The sequence below is a fragment of the Micromonospora sp. NPDC004336 genome, assembly GCF_053602615.1.
Genome location: NZ_JBSGDY010000220.1, coordinates 1 through 8,396, shown reverse-complemented (window position 1 = coordinate 8,396; position 8,396 = coordinate 1). Strand labels below are relative to the sequence as shown.

Genomic DNA, 8,396 nt, shown 5'->3' with positions numbered 1-8,396 from the left:
GCTCGGCGAGCGCGGGCCCCGCTGTGGTGCGACTATCCCGGCACGCGGTGCCGGGCCCGCACGGTCACTCGAAGCCCGGCGTCCAGATGCGCGCCTTGTAGAACTCGGCGCCCGAGCGCTTGCGGTCCGGCGACTGGGAGAAGCGCACGGTCGGGCTGCCCCAGGTGCGGGAGCCGGTGTTGTCGGCGCGTACGGACACCACCTCTCCGGAGGAGTGCCGCACGTACGACTTGACCCGGGTCTCGCTGGAGATCTTCCGCTTGGTGAACAGGCCGCCCGAGGTGTTGATCTCGTAGACGCCGTCGGTGGCGGTGCATACCAGCTTGTACTTGTTGCCGTAGTCGGGCTGCAGGTCGTGCCCGAGGTTGCTGCTGCCGAGGCTCACCGACCCGCCGTAGTACTTGAGCCGGGTGTTGCGGTAGGAGCCCTCGACCGCGTAGTGCACGAGCTTGCCCTTGCCGATCGCCCACAGGATCTTGTAGGTCGGGTCCCAGAGGACGCCGTGGGCGCCGGGCAGGCTGACCGTCTGCACCTTCGCCAGCGACCCGAGGTTGCCGACGCTCGTCGGGGCGTAGAGCGTGAGGTAGCCGTGCGAGCTGGCCACGACCACCGAGCCGTTGCCCGGGATCCGCTCGATCGCGTGCGGGTTGCCGCCCGGGGTCGCGCTCCACGCCAGGTCGTTGAGCTCGGTGTGCTTCTCGCTGTCGATGTCGATGATGCCCGCCCGGCCGCCGGAGGCGACCACGAGCGCGATCCAGCCCTGCTTCTCCGTCGAACGGATCTTCACGTCCGACAGGTTGGCCCACGCGCCGCCGCCGGGGCTGAAGCTCCAGTGCACGTTGGCGTCGGTCCAGCTCTTGTTCTTGTGGAACACCAGGACCTTGTTCTTGACCTGCTCCGTGGTGGCCACGTAATAGCTGGTCGCCGCCTGCGCGGCGGCCGGGCCCAACAGGGCCGCGGTCGGCGCGGCGACCGCCCCGGCCGCCAGCCCGCGGAGAATCGTGCGTCGCTGCATCCTCAACATCCTCCCGTGATCATGTCGAGCCACTCATCCTGCCACGATCGTCCACTTTGGTTGGCCCCTTTCGTCGAGGAGCGAAGGAGTCACCGCTTCCGGGATCGGGCCGCTGCCCGGGAGCGGGCGGCGGCCGGGGCCCCAGAGGTAGCGGTCGATGCGGCGGCGGCCGGGGCCCGAGAGGTGGCGGTCGATGCGGCGGCGGCGGGGCTCAGGGGCGGTGGGCGTTGCGCCTGCGTACCGCGAAGAAGAGCGCGGCGGCCCGGCGGACGTCGCCCGGCCGCCGTGGGTCGGCGGCGATGTCGTGCAGCAGGTCCCGGTCGGCCCGCCCGGCGCCCAGCGTGATGAGCAGGGCGAAGCACTCCCGCGCGGCGTCCCGGTCGGTGGGGCCGTCGGCGCCGCCGGCCCAGTGCGTCAGCAGCGCCGCGAGCACGTCCGCGCGGAACGACGGCGTGCCGGCCTCGCCGGCCCCGGCGCTGCCGACGAGCAGGTGCCCGGCCGCGATCGCGCCGTCCGGCTCCGCGAGGCGGTCCCGCAGGAAGGCCGGCGCGACGGCGGCCCGGCTGATCGCCTGCAACGCGACGAACCGCGTCGAGCGGGTGTTCATCAGCGTCACCCACTCGTCCGGTCGCCAGTCGCGGGCCAGCGGCCCGGCCGCCAGGTATTCCACCAGGCTCGGCCAGACCGAGGCCAGGCCGTGCCGGTCGGCCCGGAAAAGGTCCGTGGCGAGCAGGATCCGCCGCACGTGGTCGGGCCAGTCGGGCAGCGCCCGGGCCGGGGGAGCCGGCGCGTGGGCCGCCGTCCAGTCGACGACCGCCGCGACCGGGTCGCCGCCGGCGACGGCGGCGGTCGCCGCCACCTCGACGAGGTCGGTGTGCCGCGCGGCCAGCCAGGCGGCGGTCCGCTCGCCCCCGGGCGGGCGGCGCCGCAGCGCCTCGCACGCGGCGTCCAGGCTGTCCCGGCCGCCGCGCAGCAGGGCGCGGACGAACTCGTCGAGCAGGGCCGCCGGGCCGGGCGGCGGGGCCGCCCCCGCCTGCCCGTTCTCCCAGACGAGCACGGCGACGGTGGCGGTGAGCGGGTTGTGCACCGGGCCGGTGATGCGCTGGGCGTGGGTCCAGTCGAGGAACCGGCGGGCCGCGGCCTCGTCCGCGAACCACCGGGCGGCCAGCAGCGCGACGTCGGCGTCGGTGAAGTGCGCCAGGTGGTACGCCGGATAGCCGTCACCGAGCACGGCCAGCTCGTCCTCGGCCAGGTGCCGCGTGGTGACCAGGACGCGCCACGGCCCCGGCGCGGCGCCCGGGTCGGGGGAGCGGGCCAGGGCGGCGAGCCGGTTGAGGACGACGGCCCGCTCGTCCGGGTCGGCGACGGCGTCGACCCCGTCGACGCAGACCAGCCACCGCCGCCCGGGCGCGGGCGGCTGCTCGACGTCGAGCGGAGCGCCGTCGCGGGGGTACGCCTCGGCGAGCGCGGCGGGCAGCGGCCGGTGCACCAGGGCGCCGGCCGGCAGGCTCACCAGCACCGGCCCGGGCGGGCGCCGGCCCCGACCGGCGAGCCAGCGCCGCGCCGACCGGGCGCTCTCGTAGCGGATCAGCGCCGTCTTGCCGCTGCCCGGCTCGCCGATCAGCAGCACGTTGCCGGCGCCGGTGAACAGGTCCGCCACGTCGACGCCGTCGCCGGCCGGGGCGAGCCGGGGCACCGCGCGACGCGGCACGTACACCTCCGACAGCGGCTTGACATACCCGCCGAAGCGGTGCGGGTGGACGATGCCGGCGTCCGCCTCCCGCCTCCAGACCGGCTGCAGCGCGGACCACCAGCCGCGCCGGTCCCGGGTGGCGCGGCGCGCGGCGACGACCGCGCCGGCCAGCGCCAGCGCGCCGCTGACGACGCCGGCGACCTGGTTGCCGAACTCCAGGTCCATCGGCGTCAGGGCCGGCCCGCGCCGGGCCGCTCCGCCGCCAGGTGGTGGGCCCCGCACCCCTCGCAGTACGCGCCGGTCTGCGCCTCGCCGCAGTGCCGCCACGGCGCGGGCGGCGCGGCCCGCTGCGCCGGCGGCTCCTGCGGCCCCCACCGCGAGGTGTGGTGTGACACCACCAGTGAGGACTGCGTCAGCCGGGCGTCCACGTCGGGCCTGAGCCGGACCCGTCCGGCGGCGGCGTCCAGCACGTCCACCACGCGGGCGAGCAGGAGGAGGTCGTCGTCGCGGCCCGCCGCCCGGGCCAGCGCCACCGCGCGCCCGAGGTGCTCCTCGGCCTCGGCGACCCGGCCCGCCCGGGCGGCCGCCAGTCCCCGCTGGACCGCCGCCGCGTAGTCCTGCTGCCGGGTGTAGTGGGCGACGCTCTCGTTGATCTCCGAGTACCGCAGGGCGTCCTCGGTCCACTCCACGGTCAGCGGCGCCTCGACCGGCTCCGCGCCCGTGCCGGCGTGCACGCTCAACCAGCCGACCCGCCGCCGCGCTCCCGGCGGCATCGCGTCGACCTCCAGCGCGACGTGGTAGTCCCGCTGGTCGTGCGGGCTCCACGCGCCCACCGGGTAGTCGGTGCTCAGCTCGCCGGCCGGCTCGCCGCGCGCGCCCAGGTCGGCGAGCACCGGGTGCACCTGCTTCACGAAGCGCACCCGGGCCAGCCCGGTGGTCCGGACCCGCAGCCGGACGTCGGCGACCCGGCGGGACATCGCGCGGGCCAGCACCGCCCGGAAGTCGTCGGCGAGCCCGGCGAGGTCCTCCACCGGCACGACGGGGTTGGCTCCCAACGCCTCCGCGATGCCCAGCAGTTCCGCCGCGTCCCAGTCGTGCACGCCGTCGGCGGAGCCGACGGCGCGGCAGTCGACGGTGAAGCGGCCCACGCACTCCTCCACCGCCGCGCGCAGGTCGGCGGGGCGCTGGGACTCGTTGCGGCCGTCGGTGAGCAGGATGACGTGCCCGATCGCCTCCGGCCGCGTGGCCAGCAGTTGGCGGGCCAGCGACAGCCAGGTGCCGATGGCGGTGCCGCCGTGCGGCGCCACGTGCCGCAGGGCGCCGCGGGCGGCGGCACGGGTGGCCTCGTCGGCGACGGCCAGCCGCCGGTCGCCCGGGTAGACCATCGTGGCGTTCGCGGTGCCGGAGAGCACCGCGAACGCCACCCCGTCGGGCAGGGCGTCGACGGCCGCCGCGGTCGCCTGCCGGGCGGCGCGCATCTTGGCCTGGGGCGCCCCCATCGAACCCGACGAGTCGAGCAGGATCACCTCCGCGAGGCCGCCGTGCCGCACCTCCGGGCGGGCCGGCTCCACGCCCCGGACGGTGGCCACCACGTCGAGGACCGCCCCGTCGGCCGGGACGCACTCGGTGTGGTGCACGCTGAGCCGCAGCGGCAGATCGTCAGCGGGGGACACGGACCACCTCTTTCCCTCGGGGCCGGCGGCCGAGGATCACCACCACGTCACCGGCCGGTACGCGTTGGCCAGGTCGACGAGCGCGATCCGCTCCCGCCGGTCCGCCGTGCGCCGGGCGCGGGACCGGCAGCGACGCTCGAACGCGCGGCGCAGCGCGTCCTCGTCGAGCGGCTGGCCGAAGAGCCGCCGCCCGTCGTGGCGCCCCTCGGTCAGGTCGCAGCCGAGCGCGATGCGCAGGATGTGCGCCTCCACCTCCTCGCGCTCGCCGAACGGGGGGAGCTTGTCGACGGTCGCGGCGGCGTCGATCGCCGCGTCGAGCCGGCGCCCGTCGTCCGGGGCGTCGAGCAGGATCCGCACGGCGCAGGTGACCGCCACCGTCGAGGCGCGGGCGGACTCCGGCACCCGTAGCAGGGCGTCGGCCGCGCCACGCGGATCGCCGGCCGCGAGCAGGCAGCGGGCCAGCCCGAACGCCGCGGCCACCACGCCCGGGTCGGCGTCCCACACCCCCCGGTAGTGGTCCGCGGCCGACCGCGGGTCGCCGTCGAGCTCGCAGGCGACCGCGAACGCGAGCCGGGTGGAGACCTCGCCGGGCAGCCACCCGTACACCTGCTCGAGGCGGCGGCGGGCGGTGGCGAAGTCGCCGCCGACCAGGGCCACCAGGCCGCGGTGCCACCACAGCGACCAGTCCCGCAGCTCCTCGGGGAAGTCGGCGAGCAGCGGCCCCGCCTCGTCCACCCGGCCGGCCGCGAGGAGGGCCCGGACGGCGCGGTAGGTGACCTGCGCCGTCCGCTCGGGCGCGGTCTTCAGCAGTTCGACGAGCTCGGCCGGGTCGGCCGGCCCGAGCGAGGCGAGGAAACCGGCGGCCGGGTCGGCGCCGTCGACCAGGGGCGCCGGCAGGCCGAGCATGATCTCCACGACGTCGAGGGCGTCGCCGTCGGTGTGCAGCCCGAACGCGCACGCCGAGGGGCTGAACAGGGTCGACCGGGTCGGCCGGGGCACGCCGTCGCCGGCGGAGCTGACCTGCCGCCGCACGCCCCGCACCTGCTCGCGCATCTCGGCCGCCGAGCCGAAACGGTCGTCCGGGTCGGCGGCCGTGGCGCGGGCCAGCAGCCGCAGGAACGGGTCGAGCCGGGCCGGCACGGGCAGCCGCAGCACGTCCTGCCCCGCCGGGATCCGGGTCACGTCGACGGACCGGGGCACCAGGGTCAGCGCGGCGAGGGTCCGACCGACCGTGTAGAGGTCCGAGCGGACGCTGGGGCCCGCCGGCCCGAGGCGCTCCACCTCCGGGGCGGTGAAGCCGGCGGTGCCCCAGGCCGGGCTCACCGTGTTGTCGATCCGGCGGGCGGCGCCGAAGTCGACCAGCTTGATCGGGTCGGCGGCGCCCCGACCGCCGACGCGCATCACGTTCTCGGGCTTCAGGTCGCAGTACAGCCAGCCCTGGTCGTGCAGGTACTCGAAGGCGTCGAGGATCTGCACGCCGTACCCGAGCGCCTGCGCCACGTCGACCGCGCTGGAGCCGCCGCCCGGGCCGGCCGCGCTGCGCGCCTCCTCCAGGCTGCCCCCGTCGACGTACTCCATCACCAGGTAGCCGACGTCGCGGTCGGACTCGGGACGCAGCGCGTGGGTGATCGTGACGATGCGCGGGTGGTTCAACGCGATCAGCGCCTGCCGTTCGGCGACGAACGCCGCGGCGGCCTCCCGGTCCTCCGGGTTGCGCTGCCCCTTGAGCACCCGCCACGCGCCGTCCATGTCCTCGTCGCGGGCGAGGAACACCCAGCCGACCCCGCCGTTGCCGAGGCAGCCCTCGATCCGGTAGCGCCCGGCGCGCAGGTCGCCGTCGGCCAGGGGCGGGGTGAAGGAGTACCGGGTGCCGCAGTCCGGGCAGTAGCCGGCGACCCGGGGCAGCCGGCGCCGGCAGGTCGTCTGCGGGCAGTAGCGGGAGTGCTCGGGGACGACCGGCTGCGCCACCACCGCCGACAGCGGGTCGTGGGCCCTGGCGGTGGGCAGCACGGCCGGTCGCTCCCAGGGCCGGGAGGCGGTGCGCGGCGGACGCGGGTCGGGGGCCGGCTCGCGGGCGGGTCCGTCGACCACGCCGGACCCGGCGCCCGCCCCGGCGCACTCGTGCCCCCACAGCCGGCAGAACCCGTCCTGGTCGACCCGGCCGGGGCAGTTGCGTTCCGCGCAGCCGCGGCTGACCGCCGTCATGGCGTCCCCCCGTTCACGGCCCGTTGGTAGGCCCGTACCGCCCGGCTCGCGGCGGTCACGGCGAAGACGTCGGGCCGCAGCGCGGCCACCGCCTCCTGGTAGGCGCGCTCGACCTCCGGGTGCTCCGCCCGGCCCACGTCGGCGGCCTTCTGCCGGTACGCCTCCAGCCGGCCCGTCAGCTCCGCGTGGCAGCCCCGGCGCAGCCGCCGCCGCGTGGTGTCGGCCTGTTCGACGGCCCGGTCGACGGCCGCCTCCAGCGCCCCGTCGTCGCGTTCCGGCCGGACGTCGCCCCGCGACCACTGGCCCCGACCGGCCGCCTCGGCGGCGGCGAGCCGGTCCAGCAGCCCGTCGACCGCGAGCGCGGCCAGCGGGTCCGCCCCGTCGCCCAGCCCCTCGGCGGCGGCCTCCGCCGCGAGCCGCCTTAGCCGCTCGACGGACGAGCGCAGCCGCCGCGCCCGGACCGTCAGCCGGTCCCGGCCGTACGCCTCGACGATCCGGTGGATGCGGGCCACGTGCTCGCGGGCCGCGACCAGGATCTCCTGGACGGTCATCGCCTCCACGGTCACCGGTTCGCCGGTGGCCGCGGTGAACCGCACCTCGCACGGGGCGGCCAGCAGCCGGGCCAGCGCCTCCTCGCCCGCGCCCGTCGACCGGTCGACCGCGTCGGCGTCGTCCACCAGCCGGTCGAGGGCCAGCGAGAGGCAGCCGAGCCGGTGCAGCAGGCTCCGGGCCTCCTGCGCGGGCGCGGCGGCCGGGCCGGCGTTCTGCCGGAAGGCGTCCGTGACCAGTTGCTGGACGTCGAGCAGGTGCTCGCAGACCCACGCGTGCGCGGCCAGGGCGGCGTCGAGGCGTTCCCGCACGGCCAATCGACCCACCGCCCGTCAGTCGGCCGGCCGGGCGGTGCCCGGCGCGGGGTCGGGGGGCGGCCACCCGGTGGTGGCCGGCCCGGGCGACGGCATGCCCCGGTCCCGGTGGCCGGCGAGCCACCGGTCGTGGGCCTGCTGCCACACCGAGGCAGTACGCGGCTGCGCCAGCACGTGGTTGACGAACGCGACCAGCTCCCGGCCCTCGGTCAGGTGGAACGCGAAGGCGTGCGGCTCGTCGGTGAACCAGGTGCAGCTCTCGTCCCGGTGGTGTTCGCAGGACCGCCGCTCCGGCCGGGGCGCCTCGGTCACCAGCGTCGTGTCCGGGGCCATCCGGGCGAAGCCCAGCAGGATGTTGTCGTCGGTGCTGACCCCGTCCACCTGGCCCTGCCGCAGCATGACGAGGCAGTCGACGGGGTGGGGCGCCTGCACCGGGACCGGCCGCCCGCCCCCGGCGGTGCGGTAGCCGGCGATCATCGCCAGCGAGGTGGTGTTCGCGGCGGCGCAGACCCGCCGGCCGCCGAGCTGTTCCATGCCCGCGAACTCGGGCGCGCCGTCGGCGTTCCTGCGCACCAGCACCGTCTGGCCGGAGTCGAGGTAGTCGTTGGAGAACAGTACCCGCCGGGCCCGCTCGCAGGACGCCGTCAGCGAGGTGGCGACGACGTCGATCTCACCGTTCTCGAGCATGGTGAAGGCGCCCTGGCCGGGCGGCACCGCCTTGAAGGTGAGCCGGCTGCGCGGGTCGTCGGCCGGCCAGAGGGCCCGGGCCACGGCCAGCATCAGTTCGATGTTGAAGCCCTCGAACCGCTGGCTGCCGGCGTCCCAGTGGCTCATGGTGGCGTCGGACGGGTCGACGCCCGCGACGAGCTCGCCCCGGGCGAGGATCCGGCGCGGCGGCGTCGGGTCGGGCGGGAGGCTGCGGCGCACCGGGCAGACCCCGCCGGTCG

General features: G+C 76.8%; 6 protein-coding genes. All 6 read right to left on the bottom strand.

Annotation, left to right across the window (positions count from 1 at the left end; genetic code table 11):
• Nucleotides 1–64 precede the first annotated feature (64 nt).
• The gene (locus tag ACWENR_RS27930; protein ID WP_452279931.1) at nt 65–1,015 is read right to left on the bottom strand and encodes a DUF6528 family protein; all 951 of its coding nucleotides are present in this window, start codon (nt 1,013–1,015) and stop codon (nt 65–67) included.
• Nucleotides 1,016–1,226: 211 nt separating this feature from the next.
• Nucleotides 1,227–2,933, bottom strand: coding sequence for a hypothetical protein (locus tag ACWENR_RS27925; RefSeq protein WP_452279930.1), 1,707 nt, complete (start codon nt 2,931–2,933; stop codon nt 1,227–1,229).
• A gap of 5 nt (nt 2,934–2,938) precedes the next feature.
• Nucleotides 2,939–4,381, bottom strand: coding sequence for a VWA domain-containing protein (locus ACWENR_RS27920; RefSeq protein ID WP_452279929.1), 1,443 nt, complete (start codon nt 4,379–4,381; stop codon nt 2,939–2,941).
• Between the two features lie 36 nt (nt 4,382–4,417).
• Nucleotides 4,418–6,586, bottom strand: coding sequence for a tetratricopeptide repeat protein (locus ACWENR_RS27915; RefSeq protein WP_452279928.1), 2,169 nt, complete (start codon nt 6,584–6,586; stop codon nt 4,418–4,420).
• On the bottom strand, nt 6,583–7,461 hold the full coding sequence (locus ACWENR_RS27910; protein ID WP_452279927.1) for a hypothetical protein: 879 nt from the start codon (nt 7,459–7,461) through the stop codon (nt 6,583–6,585). Before ACWENR_RS27910 ends, ACWENR_RS27915 begins: the two co-directional genes overlap by 4 nt.
• Nucleotides 7,462–7,467: 6 nt before the next feature.
• Nucleotides 7,468–8,396: transporter substrate-binding domain-containing protein (locus tag ACWENR_RS27905; protein ID WP_452279926.1), on the bottom strand; the 929-nt coding region annotated here is incomplete at its 5' end.